The organism is Sphingobacterium sp. UBA2610, from assembly GCF_002339225.1.
GTDB lineage: Bacteria > Bacteroidota > Bacteroidia > Sphingobacteriales > Sphingobacteriaceae > Sphingobacterium > Sphingobacterium multivorum.
Genome location: NZ_DDKA01000017.1, coordinates 205,689 through 226,080, shown reverse-complemented (window position 1 = coordinate 226,080; position 20,392 = coordinate 205,689). Strand labels below are relative to the sequence as shown.

The following is a 20,392-nucleotide window of genomic DNA, read 5'->3' as shown; positions in this document are numbered from 1 at the left end:
GTTTAGGTTAGATTTTTATTTTAATGTCAAGCAAGTGCCAAATTGTCCTTGTTGAAACAAATGCAGATTATTAGCATTTCCAATATAGACCTCTTGAACACCTTTATTTATAGCATTGAATGCATTTTGCAACTTAGGGATCATCCCGTCGTTCACTACGCCGGATTCCTTAAGATGTTCAAACTCTTCTGACTTAATCGTTGGGATTACCGAATTCTCATCTGTTACATCCCGTAAAACGCCGTTCTTCTCGAAACAATAAACCAAAGAAGTTTCATATAATGAAGCCAAAGACACCGCCAATGAAGAAGCTATTGTATCCGCGTTGGTATTGAGCAATTGTCCAAGGCCATTATGTGTAATAGCTGAAAACACAGGAACAAAACCCGCTTCCAAAAACTTTTTGATGGCCAAGGTATTTACAGAGTCATGTAACAAATCACCTACAAAACCATAATCGATATCTTTTACAGGACGCTTTATCGCTTTAATGACATCCCCATCAGCTCCGGTTAATCCGACAGCATCACATTTCAAATTTTGCAACTTCGCAACGATTGTCTTGTTTGTCAATCCGGCGTATACCATTGTTACAACGCGTAACATTTCCTCATTTGTCACACGCCGCCCTTCTACCATTTGGGCTTCGATGCCCAGTTCACTAGCCAAACGAGTTGCAATTTTACCTCCACCATGTACAAGAATCTTTTTCCCTGATAATGCGGAGAACTTTTCTAAAAAAGAATCCAATTGGCGTTCATCATCAATAATATTCCCGCCAATTTTAATAATATTTAATACACTATTAGCCATTACGCAACTTTTCCCAATAAAAATAGTTTTTCAAAAATCAATAGGATTGTACTATACCAAATCCTCTAACATACGTTTCAAAACAACCTGAGCAGCCCAAACACGGTTGCTGGCCTCTTTAATCACGAGTGAGTTTGGCCCATCCAAAATTTCTGAAGATAATTCGAGATCTCTTCGTACTGGCAAGCAATGCATGATTTTGGCATCATTTGTCAGCTTCAGCTTCTTATTATCCATCATCCAATCTTTATCAACACCATATACCTCGCCATATTCCTGATAAGAAGACCAGTTTTTCACATAGACAAAATCAGCATTCTTTAAACTTTCTTCAAGATCATTAGATACGGTTGCACCGGCTGTAAATTCTTCACTTAACTCATAGCCCATAGGTTGAGCTATCGTAAAATCGACCAATCCCTCTTCTTGCGCTTTGCACATCCATTCTGCAAAAGAATTAGGTACCGCTTGAGGTAATGCCTTAACATGCGGAGCCCAAGCCAAAACCACTTTTGGTTTCTCGGTCTTTTTATACTCAGTGATGGTAATCATATCCGTCAAACTCTGTAGCGGATGCCGCGTTGCACTTTCTAAGGAAACAACAGGAACACCACAGTATTTAATGAATTTGTTGAATAAGTCTTCACTATAATCCTCTTCGCGATCTTTCAATTTTGGAAAGGAACGAAGTCCCAAAATATCACAATACTCGCCCATAACAGCAGCGGCTTCACGAATATGTTCAACAGTTGTCCCGTTCATCACAACACCATCCTGTGTTTCAAGAGCCCAACCATCTTTATCCATATTCATAACCATCACATTCATGCCCAAATTCATCGCCGCTTTTTGTGTGCTCAAACGTGTACGTAAACTGGGATTCAAAAATACAAGTCCCAGCGTTTTGTGTTGACCAAGATCCTGATTGTCATATGGTGCAGCTTTCAAATTTAACGCTTCTTGAACAACGTCCGCTACACTGGAAACATCCTTAACAGAGAAAAACTTTTTCATCTATATCTATTTATTCGAGTGCATCTTCAACGGCAATAAATAAGCGCGTCACACTCAGTATATATTTTAACTAATACAGTGCAATCAAATTTCCACAAGCTGAAACAGCCATTGGCCAATTTGACAGCATTTAGGGGTTTACGCAACCGTTACGGCCTTTACATGCTCCTTTAATGCAGATAAAAACTGATCCGCATGCTCTTTCGTCATATTCAGGGCAGGTAATAAGCGAATCACAAATGGCTTAGCCTCTCCCGTAAAGATACGGTTCTTTAACAAGAGATCCTTCTTCACATGACCCAACGATGCTGGAAGTTCGATACCGATCATTAATCCCCTACCTCTAACTTCAATAATTTCCTCTATTTGCTTCAATTCATTGATAAGATAGGTGCCGACTTGTGCAGCATTTTCCATAAGCTGATCTTGTTGGATGACCTCCAAAACAGCCAAAGCTGCCGCGCATGCAAGATGATTCCCCCCGAAGGTAGTACCCAAACTGCCGTAAGTAGCTTTAAATTTAGGCGATATACTTATTGCTCCGATTGGAAACCCATTGCCCATACCTTTTGCCATGGTATAAATATCAGCTTCGACGCCGGAATAATCCTGGGCGTAGAATAAGCCCGTCCTGCCGTAGCCACATTGTACTTCGTCTGCAATGAAAACTGCATTATATTGATCACAAAGAGACCGAATCAAACGAAGAAAAGAAACTGAAGCCTCCCGAATACCGCCAACTCCCTGAATACTCTCTACAATAACGGATGAAATTTCCTCACCATAAGATGCGAAAGCGCTGGTTAAAGCCTCTTCATCATTAAAAGGAAGAAAAACAATATTGTCCGTCTCGTTTACAGGAGCCACGATACTCGGATTGTCTGTTGCAGCAACAGCTAACGATGTGCGTCCATGAAATGCTTTTGAAAATGCAATAACCTTCTTTCTTTTGTTATAAAAAGAAGCTAATTTCAATGCATTTTCATTCGCTTCTGCGCCCGAATTACAAAGAAATAAATCATAATCAACCTTTCCCGACACTTCCCCCAACAATCGGGCAAGTTCACGCTGAATTGGAATTTCAACAGAATTAGAATAGAACGCAATGCGGTTCAATTGCTCTGTTATACGTTGTACATAATGTGGGTGCGTGTGTCCGATCGATATCACAGCGTGGCCACCATACAAGTCCAAGTAAGCATTTCCTTCGGCATCCCACACCGTTGATCCATTAGCTTTTACTATGTTAATGGGATTAATGGGATAAACATCAAATGGTTTCATCTTAATGAATTATAGATTGATAAACGAAATAGCTTGTAATAGAAAAAGCTATCAGATTTTAGCAATACAAATATATTAGTTATAACGGTAGGAATGGTCATAAAATAAAAAAAGTCCTCTTAAAAAGAGGACTTTTTTATGTTAGATCAGCAGAATACTATTCTCCGTCTACTTTTTCTTCACCTTCTACTTCGGCTTTAACTTCTGCAGGAGCTTCAGTTTCGGCAGTAGCAGCTTTTTTAGCACCACCACGACGACGAGTCGCTTTTTTCTCAGCAGCAGCAGCTTTTTTACCGTAGATTTCGTTGTAATCAACTAGTTCGATGAAAGCCATTTCTGCGTTATCACCTAAACGGTTTTCCATTTTGATGATACGCGTGTAACCACCTGGACGGTTAGCTACTTTTTCAGAAATTTCGCGGAATAAGATAGAAACTGCGTCTTTATCTTTCAAATAAGCGAATACTGTACGACGAGAGTGTGTTGTGTCGTATTTAGATTTAGTAATCAAAGGCTCAACATACGTACGTAACGCTTTAGCTTTAGCCAAAGTAGTTGTAATACGTTTGTGTAGGATTAATGATGTCGCCATGTTAGCCAACATTGCTTTTCTATGGCTATCCGTACGGCCTAAGTGATTTACTTTTTTTCCGTGTCTCATTTTGATTTTATTATACTAACCGTACCGTTTTTGTATAGTTCAAATAGGTAAAAATCACCTATTCAGACAGCCAAAAGGAATTACGACTAGTGGTCGCTTAATAAATTATTATTCTTCGTCTAATTTGTATTTCGCCAAGTTCATTCCGAATGATAAACCTTTTGATTTAACCAATTCTTGGATTTCACTTAACGATTTTTTACCGAAGTTTCTGAATTTCAACATATCAGCCACGTCATAAGTTACTAACTCAGCCAATGTGCGAATATCTGCAGCCTTCAAACAGTTCAATGCACGAACTGAAAGATCAAGATCTACTAATTCTGTTTTCAGAATCTTACGCATATGTAAGATTTCTTCATCAACAACTTTAGTTTCTTCTTTCGTTTGAGACTCAAGAAGCATATTCTCATCAGAGAATAGAATAAAGTGTTGAATTAAGATCTTAGCAGCTTCTTTCAAAGCTTCTTCGGGGTGAATTGAGCCATCAGTAGAGATATCCAACAACAATTTCTCGTAGTCAGTTTTTTGCTCTACACGGTAATTCTCAATGGTATATTTAACATTCTTGATCGGAGTAAAGATCGAATCGATTGCGATAACACCTACTGGAGCATCCACAACTTTATTCTCATCAGCATTTACGTATCCACGACCTTTGGCAATACTCAATTCCAATTCAATTGTCACTGAATTATCCATGTTACAGATTACCATGTCTGGGTTCAAGACCGTAAAGTTATTAGAGAATTTTGTGATATCACCAGCTAAGAATTGTTCTTGACCATTGATTACTACAAATACCTTTTCGTTGTCGCCAATCTCACCTGTTTTTTTGAAACGAATTTGTTTCAAGTTCAAGATAATTTCAGTTACGTCTTCAACAACACCTTTGATCGTTGAAAATTCGTGCGAAACGCCAGAAAACCTTATCGACGTAATTGCATATCCTTCTAAAGAGGACAATAGAATACGGCGCAAAGCATTACCAATGGTTACACCAAAACCAGGCTCCAATGGACGAAATTCAAACGTACCATCAAAATCCGTAGATTTTTGCATGATAACTTTATCCGGTCTTTGAAATGCTAAAATTGCCATTTATTTTCTTTTAATGTTTTATTTGTAATAATAATTGTAATACAATAGAAGATGCATACCCCAAAAATTGGACTATGCATTCTTCTATTTTATTTATTATTTAGAGTATAACTCAACGATTAAGTTCTCTTTGATGTTTTCAGGAATGTCAGCTCTTTCTGGATAGCTTAAGAAAGTACCTGTCAATTCTTTCGCATTCCACTCTAACCAAGAAAATTTATTTACAGTACGACCTGCAACTGAATTTGTGATGGCTTCAAGTGTTTGAGAACGTTCACGAACTGCTACAACGTCACCTGGACGCAAGCTATATGATGGAATGTTAACAACTTCGCCGTTAACAGTAACGTGTTTGTGGGATACCAGCTGACGAGCAGCGGCACGAGAAGTAGCGATACCTAAGCGGTAAACTACGTTATCCAAGCGAGCTTCTAACAATTTCAAGAAGATCTCACCTGTAATACCTTGTTTAGAGGCAGCTTTAACAAATAAGTTTGAGAACTGACGCTCCAATACACCGTAAGTGTATTTTGCTTTTTGTTTTTCTAACAACTGAATAGCATATTCAGATTGTTTACCTCTGCGTTTAGAAGCTCCATGTTGTCCAGGAGGGTAATTTTTCTTTTCTAACGCTTTATCTGGGCCGAAGATCGGCTCTCTAAATTTACGGGCAATTTTGGACTTAGGTCCTGTATATCTAGCCATTTTCTTTTACAATTAAAGTATCTATCAGCCTATAGCCGATGAATCTTATCTTTAAATTAATTAAACTCTTCTGCGTTTTGGAGGACGACAACCGTTGTGAGGAAGTGGAGTGATATCTTTGATAGTAGTCACATCGATTCCTACTGTTTGCAATGTTCTGATTGCCGATTCACGACCAGCACCAGGTCCTTTAACAAACACTTCAACTTTACGTAAACCCAAATCGTGAGCAACTTTTCCACAGTCTTGTGCAGCCTGACCAGCAGCATATGGCGTGTTCTTTTTAGAACCACGGAAACCCATTTTACCAGCACTAGACCAAGAAATAGTTTGACCTTGATTATTCGTCAAAGTTACAATGATATTGTTAAACGTTGCGTTAATGTGAGCCTGACCTACAGGTTCGATAACAACGATACGCTTTTTTGCAGCTTTTTTAGTTTTAGCCATTTCTTATTTATTATTTAGTAGCTTTTTTCTTGTTTGCAACTGTCTTACGTTTACCTTTACGAGTACGTGAGTTGTTTTTAGTACGTTGACCACGAACTGGTAAGTGTTTACGGTGACGCAATCCACGGTAACAACCGATATCCATTAAACGTTTGATGTTTAATTGAATTTCAGAACGCAATGCACCTTCAACTTTCAATTCGTCGTTAATGATGGTACGAATTGCTGCCAATTGCTCATCATTCCACTCTTGTACCTTCACATCTTCGCTGATACCAGCTTTTTCCAAGATATATTCAGCTCTTGTACGACCGATACCAAAAATATAGGTAAGGCCGATCACACCTCTTTTGTTTTTAGGTAAATCAATACCTGCTATCCTTGCCATATAATATTAAGCTATTATTTTTTTAATGAATTAACCCTGACGTTGTTTAAACTTTGGGTTCTTTTTGTTGATTACAAAAACTTTACCTTTACGACGGATGATCTTACAGTCCGCGCTACGTTTTTTTATTGATGCTCTTACTTTCATGATATTTATTTTTTCAAAAGCTTGCACTAATACAAGGGCTTACGGCTATTTATAGCGATAAGTAATCCTTCCTTTAGTCAAATCATACGGAGACATTTCCAATTTAACTTTATCACCAGGTAAAATTTTGATATAGTGCATGCGCATTTTACCAGAAATATGGGCAATGATTTCATGTCCATTTTCCAACTCTACCCTAAACATAGCATTAGAAAGTGCCTCTCTAATTATACCGTCTTGTTCTATTGAGGCTTGTTTAGCCATATATTCTCGATTAAATTTAATTTAAAAGCCTGCGAACAGGAGTGCAAAGATAAATAAAAATAATTGAAAACCAACTACTTTTTGTTCAAAACTTTCTCTACATGTTCGAATGTCAGCAACACATCTGGTTCTCCTTTTCGGATTGCAACCATCTGTTCGAAGTGCGCCGATAATTTCCCATCCACTGTACTTACTGTCCAACCATCATCCCAAAAACGAACACCCGCACGCCCTGCATTGATCATCGGTTCGATACAAATAACCAAACCTTCTTCCAATTTAGGACCAGCACCTCGTTTTCCATAATTGGGAACCTCAGGTTTTTCATGTAAGTGATAACCAACTCCGTGTCCAACCAGTTCACGAACAATTCCGAATCCGAATTTGCTCACATACTCCTGAACAGCTGAAGAAATATCCCCAACACGTTTACCAGCCACCGCCTGTTCAACACCTTTGTACAATGATTCCTTTGTTACATCCAGTAACAACTGTGCTTCTTCAGATATTTCACCTACACCAAAGGTGTATGCTGAATCACTGATAAAGCCGTTCAGATTGACACCACCATCGACCGAAACAAGATCTCCATCTTTAATTTCATAATCACTTGGAAAACCGTGTACAATTTGATCGTTGACAGATATACACAAAGAATATGGAAATCCCTGATAATTTAAGAACGCAGGCGTCCCGCCGTTATCATGAATATACTCATAAGCTAATTTATCAAGAGATATAGTCTTTACCCCAGGTTTAATCACTTTTGCGATTTCACCAAGCAATTGCGAAAGCACATCTGCTGACTTCCGCAATTGCTCTATATCTTCTGCTGACTTATAAAATACTTTAGACATCTAAAGAAATTAAATTGCCGAATGATCCATTCCCTCAACAGACGCGGCCGAACGACCTTTAATACGACCTGTTTTCATTAATCCATCGTAATGACGCATCAATAAATGAGATTCGATCTGTTGCAAAGTATCCAACACCACACCTACTAAAATCAATAATGACGTACCACCGTAGAAGTGCGCAAATTGATTATTAATACCAAACAAACTTGCAATAGCAGGTAGAATAGCAATGATCGCTAAGAAAATTGCACCTGGAAATGTAATATTTGATATTACGCGGTCTATAAAATTACTAGTTTCCAATCCCGGTTTAATACCCGGTACAAAACCTCCGTTCTTCTTCATGTCGTCCGACATCTGTTGTGGGTTCACCATAATCGCTGTATAGAAAAACGTAAATGCGATAATTAACACCGCAAATGTCACGTTGTATGCAACAGAAGTATAGTTACTCAACGAAGTCAAAAATTCCGACTGAAGATTTGGGAAGAACTGTCCTAAACTCATTGGCACAAACATGATTGCCTGCGCAAAAATGATAGGCATTACACCTGCAGCATTTACCTTTAACGGTATATACTGACGTACTCCACCGACTTGCTTGTTTCCAACGATTTTCTTCGCGTATTGTACAGGGATCTTACGAACACCTTGTACGATCAAGATCGTAAAGATCACAACAAAGAACAAAGCTACAAATTCAAGCAACAATGGAATTGGACCACCACCACCTTTCGCCATTCTAGAAACCCATTCCGCAGTGATACCACTTGGCAATTGAGCGATAATACCAGTCATGATGATCAAAGAAATACCATTACCGATACCTTTATCCGTAATTTTCTCTCCTAACCACATCACAAATAAAGTACCGCCTGTCAAAACTATAGCAGTCAGAATAGTGAATAATGGGTCAGCTATTGTCTTAGCACTTGGCTCGATTTGAGTACGTACATAAGCAAAAGCTTGAAGCAAAGTAATCCCTAAAGTTAAATAGCGAGTAATTTGATTCATTTTTTGACGACCACTTTCCCCTTCCTTCTGCATCTTTTGGAAGTAAGGAACCGCGATGCCCAGCAATTGAACAACAATGGATGCCGAGATATATGGCATTACCCCTAAAGCAAAGATAGCCGAACGAGAGAATGATCCCCCCGCAAACATATCCAGTAAGCCCAATAAACCCTCTTTTTGACCAGAAGCCAAAGCATGAGGATTTACACCTGGTAATACCACGTGACATCCAATACGGTAAATCAAAAGAAAAAGTAAGGTATTTAGAATACGCGTACGTAAATCATCGATTTTCCAAATATTGGTTAAGGTTGTGATTAGTTTCTTCATTTATTAAATTTTAACGATAGAACCGCCTGCAGCTTCAATAGCTTTTTGAGCAGAAGCAGTAAACGCGTGCGCTGTTACTTCAACTTTAGCTTTCAACTCACCGCGACCCAAGATTTTAACTTTGTCATTTTTAGACACTAAACCATGAGCTTTCAATGCGTCGAAATCTACAGCTGTTAAATTGTATTTCTCGATCAACGCTTGTAAAGTATCTAAGTTTACACCATTATACTCAACACGGTTGATGTTTTTGAAACCAAATTTAGGCACACGACGTTGCAAAGGCATTTGACCACCTTCGAAACCGATTTTCGTAGAGTGACCTGAACGAGAACCAGCACCTTTGTGACCACGTGTTGAAGTACCACCACGACCAGAACCAGTACCACGGCCAATACGTTTGCTACTTTTTACTGCACCTTTTGCAGGTTTTAAATTACTTAAGTTCATTTTTAAACTAAATTGTGCTAGCCCTTCGCTCTCACTAAACAGGTACTAGCGATTAAAAAATAATGATTATTAATAACAAGTAATGGAAGAAGCCCAAAGACCTCTTCCATATGCTAATATTAAATAGTTTCGATAGCTACTAAATGGTTTACTTTACGTACCATTCCAATAATTGATGGAGTAGCTTCAACTTCTACTGAGTGGTTGATTCTTTTCAAACCCAATGCCTCAATAGTTTTCTTTTGGCGCTCGCTTCTGTCGATAACGCTCTTTATCTGGGTGATTTTGATTTTTGCCATGATAATTAACCGTTAAATACTTTATTCAAATCGACACCGCGGTGTTGTGCTACTGTATACGCATCACGCATATCTGCTAAAGCAGTTACAGTTGCTTTTACCACGTTGTGTGGGTTAGAAGAACCTAATGATTTAGCCAATACATCTTTGATACCAGCAGACTCCAATACTGCACGCATTGCACCACCTGCTAAAACTCCTGTACCACCTACAGCTGGTTTAATCAAAACTGAACCACCAGAATATTTACCATATTGTGCGTGCGGAACAGTACCTTTGATAATAGGAACTTTTACCAAATTTTTCTTTGCGTCATCGATACCTTTCGTGATTGCTTCAGTTACCTCTTTAGCTTTACCTAAACCGTAACCAACAATACCGTTTTCATCACCTACTACAACAATTGCAGAGAAGCTGAAAGTACGACCACCTTTAGTAACTTTAGCTACACGTTGGATACTTACTAAGCGATCTTTTAATTCAATTTCGCTTGATTTTACTCTTTTTATATTGCTTAATGCCATTTCTTTCTATGATTAAAAGTCTAAACCGCCTTCGCGAGCACCTTCAGCCAAAGATTTGATACGGCCATGGTATAAGTACCCATTACGGTCAAAAACTACTTTATTAATACCTGCTGCTAATGCTTTTTCAGCCACCAATTTACCTACAGCTTTAGATTGATCAACCTTGTTACCAGATGCAACAAACTCTTTTGACAAGCTAGATGCAGCAACTAATGTTTTGCCTGCATTGTCATCAATGATTTGCGCATAGATACCTTTGTTACTTCTAAAAACCGATAAACGTGGACGTTCAGACGTTCCAGCAAGGTTTTTTCTGATTCCTTTTTTGATTCTCTCTCTACGAGATGCTTTTTGTCCTGCCATGATTATTATTTTTTAGCTGATTTACCTGCTTTTCTTCTCAATACTTCACCTGCAAACTTGACACCTTTTCCTTTGTAAGGTTCTGGTTTACGGAAGCCACGGATTTTAGCCGCTACCTGACCGATCAATTGTTTGTCAGCACACTCTAAAGTGATTGTAGGGTTTTTACCTTTGTCAGCAGTAGTTGATACTTTAACCTCGTTTGGCAATACAAAAACAATCTGGTGAGAGAAACCTAAAGTTAACTCTAATACATTACCAGTACTTGAAGCACGGTAACCTACACCGACTAACTCTTGCGTAGTTTTGTAACCTTCAGTCACACCGTGAACCATGTTAGCCAACAGGGAACGGTATAGACCGTGTAATGCTTTGTGTTTCTTTTGATCAGTTGGACGTGTTACAACGATATTACCCTCTTCTTGAGCAATCGTGATGTCACGGTCAACTTGTTGTGTTAATTCGCCTTTAGGACCTTTTACTGAAACTAAGTTTTTGTCCGAAATAGTAACAGTTACCCCAGCAGGGATAGCGATAGGCGCTTTTCCAATTCTTGACATTTCTTTGTGCTTTTACCTAGATTAATAAACGTAACATAAAACTTCACCACCAACATTTTGAAGTCTAGCTTCCTTATCTGTCATTACACCTTTCGATGTTGACAAGATAGCAATACCTAAACCGTTCAAAACACGAGGCATAGTATCAACGCTTGCATACTTTCTTAAACCAGGTTTACTCACACGTGTCAACGTACGAATAGCCGGAATTTTGCTAATTGGATTATATTTCAATGCGATTTTGATCGTACCCTGTACGCCATTCTCATCGAATTTGTAATTAGCAATGTAACCTTTGTCAAAAAGAACTTTAGTGATCTCTTTTTTTAGGTTCGATGCAGGAATTTCAACAACCCTGTGGTTGGCCTTGATGGCATTCCTTACTCGTGTAAGGTAATCCGCAATTGGATCTGTAGTCATTATATATGAAAATTTGTGACAGCGGTTTCCCTCCCAACCATTGGTATGGGACCTTCTATCTGTTAAACAATTTTAAAATGCAAAAACCCCGGCAATCCTCAGTTGAATTGCCCGGGCAAAATTAAGTATTTTTTTTTAATTACCAAGAAGCTTTTTTCACCCCTGGGATTTTGCCATCTAAAGCCATCTCACGGAATGTTACACGAGAGATACCGAATTGACGCATATATCCTTTAGGACGACCAGTCAATTTACAACGATTGTGTAAACGTACTGGAGAAGCATTTTTAGGCAATTTATCTAATGCAACGTAATCGCCAGCAGCTTTTAATTCTGCACGTTTTGCCGCATATTTAGCTACCAATTTGGCGCGTTTTACTTCGCGTGCTTTTAATCCTTCTTTAGCCATTGTTATTAGTATTTTGATTTTTAAATGGTAAACCGAATTGTTTCAACAATTCTAAAGCCTCAACATCATTTTGAGCAGAAGTCACGAAAGTGATGTCCATACCTTGGATCTTGTTGATTTTGTCAATGTTGATCTCAGGGAAAATGATTTGCTCAGTGATACCTAAGTTATAGTTACCACGTCCGTCAAAGCCTTTATCGTTGATACCGCGGAAGTCACGAATACGTGGAAGCGATACTGCTACCAAACGGTCCAAGAACTCAAACATATTGTTGTCACGTAAAGTAACACGTGCCCCTACAGGCATACCTTTACGTAATTTAAAGTTTGAAATATCTTTTTTCGATTTTGTAGCAACGGCTTGTTGACCTGTGATTAAAGTCAACTCAGCGATAGCGTTATCGATTAATTTTTTGTCAGCTGTTGCAGCTCCTACGCCTTGTGAAACAACGATTTTCTCAAGTTTAGGAACCTGCATAATACTTTTATACTGAAATTTTTCTTGAAGTGCTTTACGGATTTCCTCCGCATATTTCACTTTTAATCTTGGTACGTAAGTCATTATTTAATTTCCTCCCCTGATTTTTTAGCGTAACGAACTAATTTACCATCTGCATTTAACTTACGACCTACACGTGTAGTTGCACCTGTTTTAGGATCGATAACAGCTAAATTAGAGATGTGAATACCAGCTTCTTTCTCAATGATACCACCATTAGGATTAGCTGCACTTGGTTTAGTGTGTTTTTTTACGATGTTAGCGCCCTCAACGATAGCTCTATTTTTATCCACTAAAACAGTTAATACTTTTCCTTGAACACCTTTAGAGTTACCAGCGATAACTTTCACTAAATCACCTTTTTTAATTTTGATTTTGTGCGTAGTTGTTTTTGTTTTCTGTGCCATAATTATAAAACCTCCGGTGCTAATGATACAATTTTCATGAACTGTTTCTCACGCAACTCTCTAGCAACAGGGCCAAAGATACGTGTACCACGTGGTTCATCATTATTATTTAATAATACAGCGGCGTTATCATCGAAACGGATGTATGAACCATCTTTACGACGGATTTCCTTTTTCGTTCTAACCACTACTGCTTTAGAAACGGAACCTTTTTTCACGTTTCCTGAAGGCATAGCGCTTTTCACCGATACAACAATCTTATCTCCGATTGATGCATAACGCTTGCGCGTACCGCCCAATACACGGATTACTAAAACTTGTTTAGCACCGCTATTGTCAGCTACATTAAGTCTTGATTCTTGTTGTACCATGTTATTTAGCTCTTTCTATAATTTCTACTAATCTCCAGTTTTTTGTTTTACTCAGCGGACGAGTTTCCATAATTAATACCGTATCGCCGATACCGCAGGTATTAGTTTCGTCATGAGCTTTAAATTTAGTAGTTTTTTTAACGAACTTACCATAGATCGGGTGTTTCACTTTACGTTCCACTGATACCACGATAGACTTGTCCATCTTGTTGCTAACTACTAAGCCGATTCTTGTTTTTCTTAAATTTCTTTCCATTTCGACTTTAAATTTTACGCCTCAGAGGCTGTTTCATTTTTAGCTGCAGCTTTGCGTGCACTGATCTCTGTACTGATACGAGCGATAGTTTTGCGTGCTGCTTTGATCACGTTAGGGTTCTCAATAGCTGAAACAGCATGTGCAAATTTCAATTTTGTAAGGGCTGTTTTCTCTTCTACAAGACGAGCTTTTAAGTCCTCATTAGATAATTCTAAAATTTCTGAATTTTTCATGTTTTTTCAGTTGTTATTTGGGTTATCATCGCTTTATATATAGCGTTAGGGGTAACGGCCCTAACGCTTAAATGATGACATTACCAAGATTTTTATGCTTCAACGTAGTCTCTACGAATCACAAACTTAGTTTGAACCGGAAGTTTTTGAGCTGCAAGGCGTAAAGCTTCTTTGGCAATTTCCAAAGGCACACCTTCTGCTTCAAATAACATACGGCCTGGGCGTACTACTGCTACCCAGTATTCTGGAGCACCCTTACCTTTACCCATACGTACCTCTGCAGGTTTTTTCGTAACAGGTTTGTCAGGGAAAATACGAATCCAAACTTGACCTTCACGTTTCATATAACGTGTAACCGCAATACGAGCTGCCTCGATTTGACGACTAGTGATCCATGCTTGCTCCATTGTTTTGATACCGAAAGAACCGAAAGCTAACTCCGCTCCACGAGAAGCGTTACCTTTCATGCGGCCTTTCTGCATCTTTCTGAACTTCGTTCTTTTTGGCTGTAACATGTTCGTATACTTTTTAAATCTGCTTTTTCAGCAGGTTTTTGTTGTAATCTAAATAACTATTAATCTTTTTTCGGACCACGGTTGCTTCCACCACGGTTGTTTCCACCACGGTTGTTTCCACCGCGACCACCTTTGTTGTTACGGTTGTCACGACGTTCGCCACCACCTTCGTGGTTGCCACGTGATTTTACACCAGATGCTTGACCAATGTTTGGAGATAAGTCACGTTTACCGTAAACCTCACCTTTACAGATCCAAACTTTGATACCAATTTTACCGTATGTAGTCAATGCTTCAGCTAAAGCGTAGTCGATATCAGCACGCAATGTGTGTAAAGGAGTTCTTCCTTCTTTGTATTGTTCAGTACGCGCCATTTCAGCACCACCTAAACGACCAGAACACATGATTTTGATACCTTCTGCACCCATACGCATCGTAGAAGCGATTGAAGTTTTCATTGCACGACGGAATGAAATACGCGCCTCTAATTGTTTAGCGACACCTTCAGCTACTAACTTAGCATCTAACTCAGGGCGTTTGATCTCGAAAATGTTGATTTGAACATCCTTTTTAGTCAGTTTTTTCAACTCTTCTTTGATCTTGTCAACTTCTTGACCACCTTTACCGATAACGATACCTGGACGAGCAGTGTGAATTGTAACAGTGATACGTTTTAAAGTTCTTTCGATAACAACTTTAGCTACACCACCTTTTGCAATACGAACAGAAAGATATTTTCTGATTTTTTCGTCTTCAACTAATTTATCGGAATAGTTTTTACCTCCGAACCAGTTAGAATCCCAACCTTTGATGATTCCTAATCTGCTACCTATTGGATTTGCTTTTTGTCCCATTTCTCAATAAATTAGTTTTGTTCAACGTTTAATTTGCTATCAACTACCAACGTAACGTGATTTGAACGTTTACGAACTCTATATCCGCGACCTTGAGGAGCCGGACGCAATCTTTTCAATTGACGACCACCACCTACTGATACTTCTTTTACATATAGTTCGCTTTCTTCCACTGATTTACCTTCGTTTTTGGCTTCCCAGTTTTTGATTGCAGATAATAATAATTTTTCTACACGAGCAGCAGCTTCTTTACTTGAGTGTTTCAAAATGTAAATTGCATTTTCAACACGTTGACCGCGAATTAAGTCTACCACCAAACGCATCTTACGAGGCGAAGTCGGGCAGTTCAATAATTTGGCATCCGAAGCTCCTCCTTGTTGAGCTTTCTCTTGCTCTTTACGTTGTCTAATTAAGACAGACTTTTTAAGTTTTTTTGTTGCTTCCATTACCTATTATTTTTTCTTTTCTGCGTGGCCTCTGAATGTACGCGTAGGCGCGAATTCACCAAGCTTGTGACCTACCATATTCTCTGTTACATAAACAGGGATAAATTTATTCCCGTTGTGCACTGCGAAGGTATGGCCAACAAAATCAGGTGAAATCATTGATCTACGAGACCATGTTTTGATAACTGACTTTTTGTTAGTTTCATTCATAGAAAGAACTTTTCTTTCTAAGTTGTGATCGATATAAGGACCTTTTTTAATTGAACGAGCCATTATTTTTTCCTTCTCTCAATGATGTAACGATTCGATGTTTTCTTCTTGTAACGTGTTTTGAAGCCTTTAGCTAATACACCTGTACGTGAGCGTGGGTGACCTCCTGAAGTACGGCCTTCACCACCACCCATAGGGTGATCTACTGGGTTCATCGCAACACCACGAACTCTTGGACGACGACCTAACCAACGTTTGCGACCTGCTTTACCTAACACTTGGTTAGATCTTTCATGGTTCGATACTGAACCAATTGTAGCAACACAAGTCAATAAGATCATACGTGTTTCGCTCGAAGGCAATTTGATGATGGCATATTTACCATCACGAGCAGACAATTGAGCATAAGTACCAGCCGAACGAGCAATTGAACCACCTTGACCAGGATTTAATTCAATGTTGTGGATGATAGAACCCAATGGAATGTTTGCTAATGGTAATGTATTACCAACTTCTGGGGCAACTTTATCACCTGCGATTACAGTTTGACCAACTACTAAACCAGCTGGAGCAAGGATGTAACGTTTTTCACCATCAGCGTAATGCAACAAGGCAATACGAGCAGTACGATTTGGATCGTACTCGATAGTAGCTACTTTTGCAGGGATATCTTTTTTATCGCGTTTGAAATCAATTAATCGGTATACTTTTTTATGTCCCCCACCGAGATAACGCATAGTCATTTTACCGGAGTTATTACGACCGCCTGATTTCTTGTTGATTTTTACTACTAACGATTTTTCAGGAACGTTTGTAGTAACATCAGAGTAGTCAGCGCCTACTCTAAAACGAGTACCAGGGGTTACCGGTTTGAATCTTTTAACTGCCATTTTGTATTATATAGTACTGTAAAAGTCAATAGTTTCGCCGTCTTTAATCGTAATGACAGCCTTTTTATACTTAGGAGCTCTACCAGATACGAAACCTGCTTTTGTGTAACGGCTTTTTGCTTTACCAGCTACTACTGCAGTGTTTACAGCAAGAACTGTAACACCAAACATAGCCTCAACAGCTGCTTTAATCTGGATTTTGTTTGCTCTGTGATCTACTTTGAAAGCGTAACGGTTTAATTTTTCCGTTAACAAAGAAGCTTTCTCAGTCAAGATAGGTTTTTTAATAATTTCCATATTACTTAGCTAATGCTTCCTCCAAAGTTTTAACAGAATCTGTAGTCAACAATAATTTTGTTGCGTTCAATACATCATATGTATTTAAATCAGCTGCAACAATAACTTTTGCTTTTTTCAAGTTTCTGCTTGATTTATAAACAATCTCATCGTAAGCTGGTAATACCAACAATGTTTTCTCATCAGCTACGTTCAACGCATTTATTAAAGCAACATAGTTTTTAGTTTTGATAGCATCGAATTTTACTTCATCCAATACCACAATGTTATTATCTTTTGCTTTGTAAGATAACGCTGATTTACGTGCTACTTGTTTCAATTTTTTGTTCAATTTGAACGAGTAGTCACGAGGTTGAGGACCGAATACACGACCACCACCATTAAACAATGGAGATTTGATAGAACCCGCACGAGCACCACCAGTACCTTTTTGTTTGTGTAATTTACGAGTAGAACCCGCGATTTCGTTACGTTGTTTAGATTTGTGAGTTCCTTGGCGTTGGTTCGCTAAGTATTGTTTCACATCCAAATAGATCGCATGATCGTTAGGCTCTAACCCAAATACCGACTCAGGAAGTTGCACCTTGGCACCTGTTTCTTTACCTGATAAATTTAAAACTTTAACTTCCATCTCTACTATTTGTCTACGATTACATAAGAACCTTTAGCTCCTGGAATGGAACCACTAACAACGATAAGGTTTTGCTCAGCGTAAACTTTCAACACCTGTAAGTTTTGAACTTTAACTCTGTCACCACCTGTACGACCAGCCATGCGCATACCTTTGAATACGCGTGAAGGCCATGATGAAGCACCTAATGAACCTGGAGCACGTAATCTGTTGTGCTGACCGTGAGTCGCACCACCTACACCACCAAATCCATGACGTTTCATTACACCTTGGAAACCTTTACCTTTTGAAGTACCAACTACATCTACGAATTCGCCTTCCTCGAAAAGTGTAACGTCAACTACGTCACCAAGTTGTTTTGCATCTGGGAAAGTTTTAAACTCTACCAACTTACGCTTAGGCGTTGTGTTTGCTTTCGCAAAGTGCCCTTTCAAAGGAGCTGTCGTGTTTTTCTCCTTAGCTTCGTCGAAACCAAGTTGAATTGCCGAGTAGCCATCCTTTTCTTCCGTACGTATCTGCGTAACCACGCACGGCCCGGCCTGAATCACTGTACAAGGAATATTTTTCCCATCAGCGTTAAACAGGCTCGTCATTCCTACTTTTTTTCCAATAATACCTGACATGTTGTAAATTAATTAATTAAAAGTCCTTCGAAGCAGTAGGGCTTCGCTCAAGACATACTATTCCCATTAAGGGACTGCAAAGTTACAAACATTTTTATAACTGTCAAATAATTAGTGAATTATTTTTTTTTATTTTCTACTTCTTTTAAAACCACTCCCCTATTTTTACGATTTGTCCTTTCAAGATTCCTTACATCGAATAATGCCCCAAAAAAAATAAAATTAGCACCCAAATCCATACTGCCATACAGCTGTCATAAGTTGCGCTAATTTTGAACTGTCATACAACACGTCAGGTGATGTATCGCTTACTAAAATTTTAAATACAAAAATCATGAAAACAGAAATCATTTCGAAGAACGAGCTACTTCAACATTGGCTAGGCCATAGAAACCTAACAAGACAGACTATTGAAAAATTTCCAGAAGAAGGATTGTTCAATTACAAGGTAGAAGGCATGCGCACTTTTGCAGATATGATTAAGGAGCTATTAGGTATTGCTGTTCCAGGTCTCCAAGAAATTGTCAACAACAAAAGTGGCAAACTCAACGAGAATCTCAGTTATTCGACCAAAGCACAATTACTTCAGGCTTGGGATGAAGCTACTCCTCAGATCAGTGAACTGTTCAATCAAATTCCAGAAGAACGTTTTGCCGAAGAGTTCAATTTATTTGGACAATACAAATCCCCTATTATCCACAGCATATTTTATTTTATTGACAACGAGATCCACCATCGTGGTCAGGCCTTTGTCTATTTACGCTTACTGGGTATCCAACCACCATTTTTTTGGGAAAGGGGTTAATAATGATACAGACAACGGAAGTTTTCTCCTGACATGGATCAAAAACTTTTTAGTACAATTTACAGTTTAACTTGTTCGGCATCCTCCCTTTCCGCCGAACAAGTTTTTCCTTTACCATAGTAAAGAATCCTGATTACTTCATTTACAGCTAAACTTGCTCCAAAGCAGATGAAAGCAAACCTCTGACAACATCTTTTAGCGATTCGGGTTCAATTATGCGACCTTTATCTGCAAACATCAGATACCATCGCGCAAACCCATTCTCCATATTCATGCAGTCAAAATGCATTTCCACATAGTTATCGGTTACAATTTCTTCTTGGAAACCAAAATAGTGACGATCCCACTCCATATACCTAGCCATTTCTTTATCCACTTGCACCACCACTTTGGTTGTTGGCACTTCATGCCGCTTACTCAGAAAGAAAGATAGTTCGGGATGCTCTTTTCCAAAATCTTCAGCAAGTATTCTAATATTGTTTATTCTATCCAAGCGGAATTGCCTATAATCTTGTCGCAATCTACAAAAAGCAAGTACATACCAAAACTTGCTCTCCACAAAAATACCCACAGCTTCGATTTCACGCCTTTCTGGAGTTTTATCGGAAGGTTTGGAATAATAGATTTCCACACATTTCTTTGCTGCGATGCTTTCGATCAGAATATTGGTGCCATGGGTTAGCTTCTCATTGAATTGATGACGCCCACCGCGCACCAGAAAGTTATCCCCAACTAAGGCTACCTGTTCTTTTTCGTTGCCCCGTAATATAGCTTTCATTTTCAGCAATGCCGTGGTAAAATGATGAGCAAGATTCCGGTCCGTATATTTTTCAACTAATTTCTCTGCTGCGACAAAACTCAATGCCTCTTCCCTTGTAAATTGCAAAGGTGGCATCTTATATCCCTCCACCAAAGAATAACCGCTTCCCGCTTCACCATAAATAGGTACCCCTGCCTGCATCAGAGAACGAATATCTCTATAAATGGTACGCTGACTTACTTCATATCGTTCTGCCAACGCTGCAGCTGTCACAACAGGTTTAGCTTGCAGATGCATATAAATAGCGAGTATACGGTCAAATCTCTTCTGGATATCGGTCATAGGGATAAAGATACAAAATCTAGGCTTTAACGCTACAAAAGTTAAGTTTGAGCACTCCTGTTAAGGAAGGCAATAAATTAATAGCGTTTTGTTAAATAACAGGGAGTTTATAGGGACTTCATACGGACTTAATAGGGACCTCATTCGGATGAAGGCGTATAATATCCGATTTATCTACGGATAATATTTATTTA

34 protein-coding genes are annotated in these 20,392 nt (G+C 38.8%); 1 reads left to right on the top strand and 33 read right to left on the bottom strand.

All coding sequences use genetic code 11. From position 1 onward, the window contains the following. Positions 1-15: 15 nt before the first annotated feature. The 32 genes from argB to rplC all read right to left on the bottom strand — a co-directional run bounded on the left by argB (position 16) and on the right by rplC (position 18,291). The gene (gene argB / locus B4Z47_RS12030; protein WP_115047047.1) at positions 16-813 is read right to left on the bottom strand and encodes an acetylglutamate kinase; all 798 of its coding nucleotides are present in this window, start codon (positions 811-813) and stop codon (positions 16-18) included. 51 nt (positions 814-864) lie between these two features. Beyond that, the gene (locus B4Z47_RS12025; RefSeq protein ID WP_115047045.1) at positions 865-1,827 is read right to left on the bottom strand and encodes an acetylornithine carbamoyltransferase; all 963 of its coding nucleotides are present in this window, start codon (positions 1,825-1,827) and stop codon (positions 865-867) included. Positions 1,828-1,965: 138 nt separating this feature from the next. After that, complete coding sequence (locus B4Z47_RS12020; protein WP_115047043.1) at positions 1,966-3,111, bottom strand: aspartate aminotransferase family protein; 1,146 nt, start codon at positions 3,109-3,111, stop codon at positions 1,966-1,968. Positions 3,112-3,268: 157 nt separating this feature from the next. Beyond that, positions 3,269-3,772 carry a 50S ribosomal protein L17 gene (gene rplQ, locus B4Z47_RS12015; protein ID WP_286727366.1) on the bottom strand — a complete coding sequence of 168 codons (504 nt, stop codon included), beginning with the start codon at positions 3,770-3,772 and terminating at the stop codon, positions 3,269-3,271. Positions 3,773-3,880: 108 nt separating this feature from the next. Further along, positions 3,881-4,873, bottom strand: a complete 993-nt coding sequence (locus B4Z47_RS12010) for a DNA-directed RNA polymerase subunit alpha (protein ID WP_046674887.1) — start codon at positions 4,871-4,873, stop codon at positions 3,881-3,883. Positions 4,874-4,969: 96 nt separating this feature from the next. Continuing rightward, the gene (gene rpsD, locus B4Z47_RS12005; RefSeq protein WP_046674886.1) at positions 4,970-5,578 is read right to left on the bottom strand and encodes a 30S ribosomal protein S4; all 609 of its coding nucleotides are present in this window, start codon (positions 5,576-5,578) and stop codon (positions 4,970-4,972) included. A 60-nt stretch (positions 5,579-5,638) separates the two neighbouring features. After that, positions 5,639-6,028 carry a 30S ribosomal protein S11 gene (rpsK, locus tag B4Z47_RS12000; RefSeq protein WP_046674885.1) on the bottom strand — a complete coding sequence of 130 codons (390 nt, stop codon included), beginning with the start codon at positions 6,026-6,028 and terminating at the stop codon, positions 5,639-5,641. Between the two features lie 10 nt (positions 6,029-6,038). Further along, entirely contained in the window at positions 6,039-6,416 is a 378-nt protein-coding gene (gene rpsM / locus B4Z47_RS11995) for a 30S ribosomal protein S13 (protein ID WP_046674884.1), read from the bottom strand. Between the two features lie 30 nt (positions 6,417-6,446). Next, a complete protein-coding gene (gene ykgO / locus B4Z47_RS11990) occupies positions 6,447-6,563 on the bottom strand; it encodes a type B 50S ribosomal protein L36 (protein ID WP_013665024.1) in 117 nt (38 codons plus the stop codon). 45 nt (positions 6,564-6,608) lie between these two features. Beyond that, entirely contained in the window at positions 6,609-6,827 is a 219-nt protein-coding gene (gene infA / locus B4Z47_RS11985; protein WP_002997456.1) for a translation initiation factor IF-1, read from the bottom strand. A gap of 74 nt (positions 6,828-6,901) precedes the next feature. Beyond that, on the bottom strand, positions 6,902-7,684 hold the full coding sequence (gene map / locus B4Z47_RS11980; RefSeq protein ID WP_046674883.1) for a type I methionyl aminopeptidase: 783 nt from the start codon (positions 7,682-7,684) through the stop codon (positions 6,902-6,904). A gap of 9 nt (positions 7,685-7,693) precedes the next feature. Further along, positions 7,694-9,031, bottom strand: coding sequence for a preprotein translocase subunit SecY (secY, locus tag B4Z47_RS11975; RefSeq protein ID WP_046674882.1), 1,338 nt, complete (start codon positions 9,029-9,031; stop codon positions 7,694-7,696). 3 nt (positions 9,032-9,034) lie between these two features. Continuing rightward, positions 9,035-9,481, bottom strand: a complete 447-nt coding sequence (rplO, locus tag B4Z47_RS11970) for a 50S ribosomal protein L15 (protein WP_046674881.1) — start codon at positions 9,479-9,481, stop codon at positions 9,035-9,037. Between the two features lie 119 nt (positions 9,482-9,600). Next, a complete protein-coding gene (rpmD, locus tag B4Z47_RS11965; RefSeq protein WP_046674880.1) occupies positions 9,601-9,780 on the bottom strand; it encodes a 50S ribosomal protein L30 in 180 nt (59 codons plus the stop codon). 5 nt (positions 9,781-9,785) lie between these two features. Then, the gene (gene rpsE, locus B4Z47_RS11960; protein ID WP_112373920.1) at positions 9,786-10,304 is read right to left on the bottom strand and encodes a 30S ribosomal protein S5; all 519 of its coding nucleotides are present in this window, start codon (positions 10,302-10,304) and stop codon (positions 9,786-9,788) included. A 12-nt stretch (positions 10,305-10,316) separates the two neighbouring features. Next, the gene (rplR, locus tag B4Z47_RS11955) at positions 10,317-10,679 is read right to left on the bottom strand and encodes a 50S ribosomal protein L18 (RefSeq protein WP_172462327.1); all 363 of its coding nucleotides are present in this window, start codon (positions 10,677-10,679) and stop codon (positions 10,317-10,319) included. Beyond that, entirely contained in the window at positions 10,676-11,230 is a 555-nt protein-coding gene (gene rplF / locus B4Z47_RS11950) for a 50S ribosomal protein L6 (RefSeq protein WP_088160090.1), read from the bottom strand. The genes rplR and rplF overlap by 4 nt, the downstream gene beginning before the upstream one ends. A 21-nt stretch (positions 11,231-11,251) precedes the next feature. Beyond that, positions 11,252-11,653, bottom strand: a complete 402-nt coding sequence (gene rpsH, locus B4Z47_RS11945) for a 30S ribosomal protein S8 (protein WP_223584601.1) — start codon at positions 11,651-11,653, stop codon at positions 11,252-11,254. A gap of 136 nt (positions 11,654-11,789) precedes the next feature. Further along, positions 11,790-12,059 carry a 30S ribosomal protein S14 gene (gene rpsN / locus B4Z47_RS11940; RefSeq protein WP_028071569.1) on the bottom strand — a complete coding sequence of 90 codons (270 nt, stop codon included), beginning with the start codon at positions 12,057-12,059 and terminating at the stop codon, positions 11,790-11,792. Continuing rightward, the gene (gene rplE / locus B4Z47_RS11935; protein WP_046674875.1) at positions 12,052-12,621 is read right to left on the bottom strand and encodes a 50S ribosomal protein L5; all 570 of its coding nucleotides are present in this window, start codon (positions 12,619-12,621) and stop codon (positions 12,052-12,054) included. Before rplE ends, rpsN begins: the two co-directional genes overlap by 8 nt. Further along, positions 12,621-12,965, bottom strand: a complete 345-nt coding sequence (gene rplX, locus B4Z47_RS11930) for a 50S ribosomal protein L24 (RefSeq protein WP_070570406.1) — start codon at positions 12,963-12,965, stop codon at positions 12,621-12,623. Before rplX ends, rplE begins: the two co-directional genes overlap by 1 nt. A gap of 2 nt (positions 12,966-12,967) precedes the next feature. Further along, positions 12,968-13,336: a 50S ribosomal protein L14 gene (rplN, locus tag B4Z47_RS11925; protein ID WP_046674873.1), complete on the bottom strand. Its 369-nt coding sequence runs from the start codon at positions 13,334-13,336 to the stop codon at positions 12,968-12,970. Position 13,337: 1 nt separating this feature from the next. Next, positions 13,338-13,592, bottom strand: a complete 255-nt coding sequence (gene rpsQ / locus B4Z47_RS11920) for a 30S ribosomal protein S17 (protein ID WP_046674872.1) — start codon at positions 13,590-13,592, stop codon at positions 13,338-13,340. Between the two features lie 14 nt (positions 13,593-13,606). Beyond that, a complete protein-coding gene (gene rpmC, locus B4Z47_RS11915; RefSeq protein ID WP_046674871.1) occupies positions 13,607-13,825 on the bottom strand; it encodes a 50S ribosomal protein L29 in 219 nt (72 codons plus the stop codon). A 92-nt stretch (positions 13,826-13,917) separates the two neighbouring features. After that, on the bottom strand, positions 13,918-14,340 hold the full coding sequence (rplP, locus tag B4Z47_RS11910) for a 50S ribosomal protein L16 (RefSeq protein WP_046674870.1): 423 nt from the start codon (positions 14,338-14,340) through the stop codon (positions 13,918-13,920). A gap of 59 nt (positions 14,341-14,399) precedes the next feature. Beyond that, complete coding sequence (gene rpsC / locus B4Z47_RS11905; RefSeq protein WP_046674869.1) at positions 14,400-15,194, bottom strand: 30S ribosomal protein S3; 795 nt, start codon at positions 15,192-15,194, stop codon at positions 14,400-14,402. A gap of 11 nt (positions 15,195-15,205) precedes the next feature. Continuing rightward, entirely contained in the window at positions 15,206-15,640 is a 435-nt protein-coding gene (rplV, locus tag B4Z47_RS11900; RefSeq protein WP_046674868.1) for a 50S ribosomal protein L22, read from the bottom strand. Between the two features lie 6 nt (positions 15,641-15,646). Further along, positions 15,647-15,913 carry a 30S ribosomal protein S19 gene (gene rpsS, locus B4Z47_RS11895; protein ID WP_002997495.1) on the bottom strand — a complete coding sequence of 89 codons (267 nt, stop codon included), beginning with the start codon at positions 15,911-15,913 and terminating at the stop codon, positions 15,647-15,649. Further along, positions 15,913-16,740, bottom strand: coding sequence for a 50S ribosomal protein L2 (gene rplB, locus B4Z47_RS11890; protein WP_046674867.1), 828 nt, complete (start codon positions 16,738-16,740; stop codon positions 15,913-15,915). The genes rpsS and rplB overlap by 1 nt, the downstream gene beginning before the upstream one ends. A gap of 6 nt (positions 16,741-16,746) precedes the next feature. Next, positions 16,747-17,037: a 50S ribosomal protein L23 gene (gene rplW / locus B4Z47_RS11885; protein ID WP_046674866.1), complete on the bottom strand. Its 291-nt coding sequence runs from the start codon at positions 17,035-17,037 to the stop codon at positions 16,747-16,749. A gap of 1 nt (position 17,038) precedes the next feature. Further along, positions 17,039-17,668, bottom strand: coding sequence for a 50S ribosomal protein L4 (gene rplD / locus B4Z47_RS11880; protein WP_046674865.1), 630 nt, complete (start codon positions 17,666-17,668; stop codon positions 17,039-17,041). A 5-nt stretch (positions 17,669-17,673) separates the two neighbouring features. After that, positions 17,674-18,291 (bottom strand): 50S ribosomal protein L3, encoded by a 618-nt coding sequence (gene rplC, locus B4Z47_RS11875; protein ID WP_104385215.1) that lies wholly within the window; start codon positions 18,289-18,291, stop codon positions 17,674-17,676. 334 nt (positions 18,292-18,625) lie between these two features. On the opposite strand from rplC, the gene B4Z47_RS11870 reads away from it, so the two are divergent. Then, positions 18,626-19,096 carry a DinB family protein gene (locus B4Z47_RS11870; RefSeq protein WP_115047041.1) on the top strand — a complete coding sequence of 157 codons (471 nt, stop codon included), beginning with the start codon at positions 18,626-18,628 and terminating at the stop codon, positions 19,094-19,096. Positions 19,097-19,244: 148 nt separating this feature from the next. Here B4Z47_RS11870 and B4Z47_RS11865 read toward each other — a convergent pair whose 3' ends face one another. Next, entirely contained in the window at positions 19,245-20,198 is a 954-nt protein-coding gene (locus B4Z47_RS11865) for a helix-turn-helix transcriptional regulator (RefSeq protein WP_112373924.1), read from the bottom strand. Positions 20,199-20,392 lie beyond the last annotated feature (194 nt).

Coding starts and splice junctions, on each gene's coding strand:
- infA (WP_002997456.1), bottom strand. CDS start 6,827: ATGGCTAAACAAGCCTCAATAGAACAAGACGGTATAATTAGAGAGGCA.
- rplV (WP_046674868.1), bottom strand. CDS start 15,640: ATGGAAGCAACAAAAAAACTTAAAAAGTCTGTCTTAATTAGACAACGT.
- ykgO (WP_013665024.1), bottom strand. CDS start 6,563: ATGAAAGTAAGAGCATCAATAAAAAAACGTAGCGCGGACTGTAAGATC.
- rplW (WP_046674866.1), bottom strand. CDS start 17,037: ATGGAAATTATTAAAAAACCTATCTTGACTGAGAAAGCTTCTTTGTTA.
- B4Z47_RS12010 (WP_046674887.1), bottom strand. CDS start 4,873: ATGGCAATTTTAGCATTTCAAAGACCGGATAAAGTTATCATGCAAAAA.
- rpsC (WP_046674869.1), bottom strand. CDS start 15,194: ATGGGACAAAAAGCAAATCCAATAGGTAGCAGATTAGGAATCATCAAA.
- rpsS (WP_002997495.1), bottom strand. CDS start 15,913: ATGGCTCGTTCAATTAAAAAAGGTCCTTATATCGATCACAACTTAGAA.
- B4Z47_RS12020 (WP_115047043.1), bottom strand. CDS start 3,111: ATGAAACCATTTGATGTTTATCCCATTAATCCCATTAACATAGTAAAA.
- rplC (WP_104385215.1), bottom strand. CDS start 18,291: ATGTCAGGTATTATTGGAAAAAAAGTAGGAATGACGAGCCTGTTTAAC.
- rplN (WP_046674873.1), bottom strand. CDS start 13,336: ATGGTACAACAAGAATCAAGACTTAATGTAGCTGACAATAGCGGTGCT.
- secY (WP_046674882.1), bottom strand. CDS start 9,031: ATGAAGAAACTAATCACAACCTTAACCAATATTTGGAAAATCGATGAT.
- rpsN (WP_028071569.1), bottom strand. CDS start 12,059: ATGGCTAAAGAAGGATTAAAAGCACGCGAAGTAAAACGCGCCAAATTG.
- rpsQ (WP_046674872.1), bottom strand. CDS start 13,592: ATGGAAAGAAATTTAAGAAAAACAAGAATCGGCTTAGTAGTTAGCAAC.
- rpmD (WP_046674880.1), bottom strand. CDS start 9,780: ATGGCAAAAATCAAAATCACCCAGATAAAGAGCGTTATCGACAGAAGC.
- rplE (WP_046674875.1), bottom strand. CDS start 12,621: ATGACTTACGTACCAAGATTAAAAGTGAAATATGCGGAGGAAATCCGT.
- B4Z47_RS11870 (WP_115047041.1), top strand. CDS start 18,626: ATGAAAACAGAAATCATTTCGAAGAACGAGCTACTTCAACATTGGCTA.
- rplD (WP_046674865.1), bottom strand. CDS start 17,668: ATGGAAGTTAAAGTTTTAAATTTATCAGGTAAAGAAACAGGTGCCAAG.
- rpsK (WP_046674885.1), bottom strand. CDS start 6,028: ATGGCTAAAACTAAAAAAGCTGCAAAAAAGCGTATCGTTGTTATCGAA.
- rpsM (WP_046674884.1), bottom strand. CDS start 6,416: ATGGCAAGGATAGCAGGTATTGATTTACCTAAAAACAAAAGAGGTGTG.
- rplB (WP_046674867.1), bottom strand. CDS start 16,740: ATGGCAGTTAAAAGATTCAAACCGGTAACCCCTGGTACTCGTTTTAGA.
- rpmC (WP_046674871.1), bottom strand. CDS start 13,825: ATGAAAAATTCAGAAATTTTAGAATTATCTAATGAGGACTTAAAAGCT.
- rpsD (WP_046674886.1), bottom strand. CDS start 5,578: ATGGCTAGATATACAGGACCTAAGTCCAAAATTGCCCGTAAATTTAGA.
- B4Z47_RS12025 (WP_115047045.1), bottom strand. CDS start 1,827: ATGAAAAAGTTTTTCTCTGTTAAGGATGTTTCCAGTGTAGCGGACGTT.
- map (WP_046674883.1), bottom strand. CDS start 7,684: ATGTCTAAAGTATTTTATAAGTCAGCAGAAGATATAGAGCAATTGCGG.
- rplQ (WP_286727366.1), bottom strand. CDS start 3,772: ATGAGACACGGAAAAAAAGTAAATCACTTAGGCCGTACGGATAGCCAT.
- rplX (WP_070570406.1), bottom strand. CDS start 12,965: ATGGCACAGAAAACAAAAACAACTACGCACAAAATCAAAATTAAAAAA.
- rplO (WP_046674881.1), bottom strand. CDS start 9,481: ATGAACTTAAGTAATTTAAAACCTGCAAAAGGTGCAGTAAAAAGTAGC.
- rplP (WP_046674870.1), bottom strand. CDS start 14,340: ATGTTACAGCCAAAAAGAACGAAGTTCAGAAAGATGCAGAAAGGCCGC.
- rpsE (WP_112373920.1), bottom strand. CDS start 10,304: ATGGCATTAAGCAATATAAAAAGAGTAAAATCAAGCGAAATTGAATTA.
- rplF (WP_088160090.1), bottom strand. CDS start 11,230: ATGTCAAGAATTGGAAAAGCGCCTATCGCTATCCCTGCTGGGGTAACT.
- B4Z47_RS11865 (WP_112373924.1), bottom strand. CDS start 20,198: ATGACCGATATCCAGAAGAGATTTGACCGTATACTCGCTATTTATATG.
- argB (WP_115047047.1), bottom strand. CDS start 813: ATGGCTAATAGTGTATTAAATATTATTAAAATTGGCGGGAATATTATT.